Origin of the sequence: Actinomadura keratinilytica (assembly GCF_039539665.1) — a bacterium.
Lineage (GTDB): Bacteria > Actinomycetota > Actinomycetes > Streptosporangiales > Streptosporangiaceae > Spirillospora > Spirillospora keratinilytica.
Genome location: NZ_BAABDO010000286.1, coordinates 1 through 797, shown reverse-complemented (window position 1 = coordinate 797; position 797 = coordinate 1). Strand labels below are relative to the sequence as shown.

Annotated in this window: 1 protein-coding gene; it reads right to left on the bottom strand. The window is 68.8% G+C overall.

Going from position 1 to position 797, the window contains the following annotated elements:
* The coding region (locus ABD879_RS32735) for an AMP-binding protein (protein ID WP_425549677.1) at positions 1-743 on the bottom strand (743 nt) is incomplete at its 3' end.
* Positions 744-797: the final 54 nt, after the last annotated feature.

Genomic DNA, 797 nt, shown 5'->3' with positions numbered 1-797 from the left:
GCGGCCTCGATCTCGCCCAGCTCGATCCGGAACCCCCGAACCTTCACCTGATCGTCGGCCCGACCGAGATACTCCACCTCACCATCCCGGGTCCAACGAGCCAGGTCACCGGTCCGGTACATCCGCTCCCCCGAGCCGAACGGGCACGCCACGAACCGCTCCGCCGTCAACCCTGCGCGCTTCAGGTAGCCCCGCGCCAGCTGCACACCCGCCACATACAACTCCCCGGCAACGCCGACCGGGACCGGCTGCAAGGACGAGTCCAACACATAGACGCGGGTGTTCCACACCGGACGGCCGATCGGGATCACCGATGCGCTCTCCTCCGGCGGGCAGGGCCGGAACGTCACATCCACCGCGGTCTCGGTCGGCCCGTACAGGTTGTGCAGCTCCACCCCCGGCAGACGCCGGTGGAACTCGGCCACCAACTCCGCCGGCAGCACCTCACCGCTGCACACCACCCGCCGCAGCCCACCGCACCGGCCCGGGGCGACCTCGGGCAGGAAGGCACCCAGCATCGACGGCACGAAATGCACCGTCGTGATCTGCTCGCGTTCGATCGCCTCGACCAGATAGGCGGGGTCCTGGTGGCCGCCGGGACGGGCCATCACCAAACCCGCACCGGTGATCAGCGGCCAGAAGAACTCCCACACCGACACATCGAACCCCGCCGGAGTCTTCTGCAAGACCCGATCCGAACCGCCCAACCCGTACCGGTCCTGCATCCACAGCAGACGGTTCACGATCGCCCCGTGCGAGACCGCCACACCCTTCGGACGACCCGTCGAACCCGACGT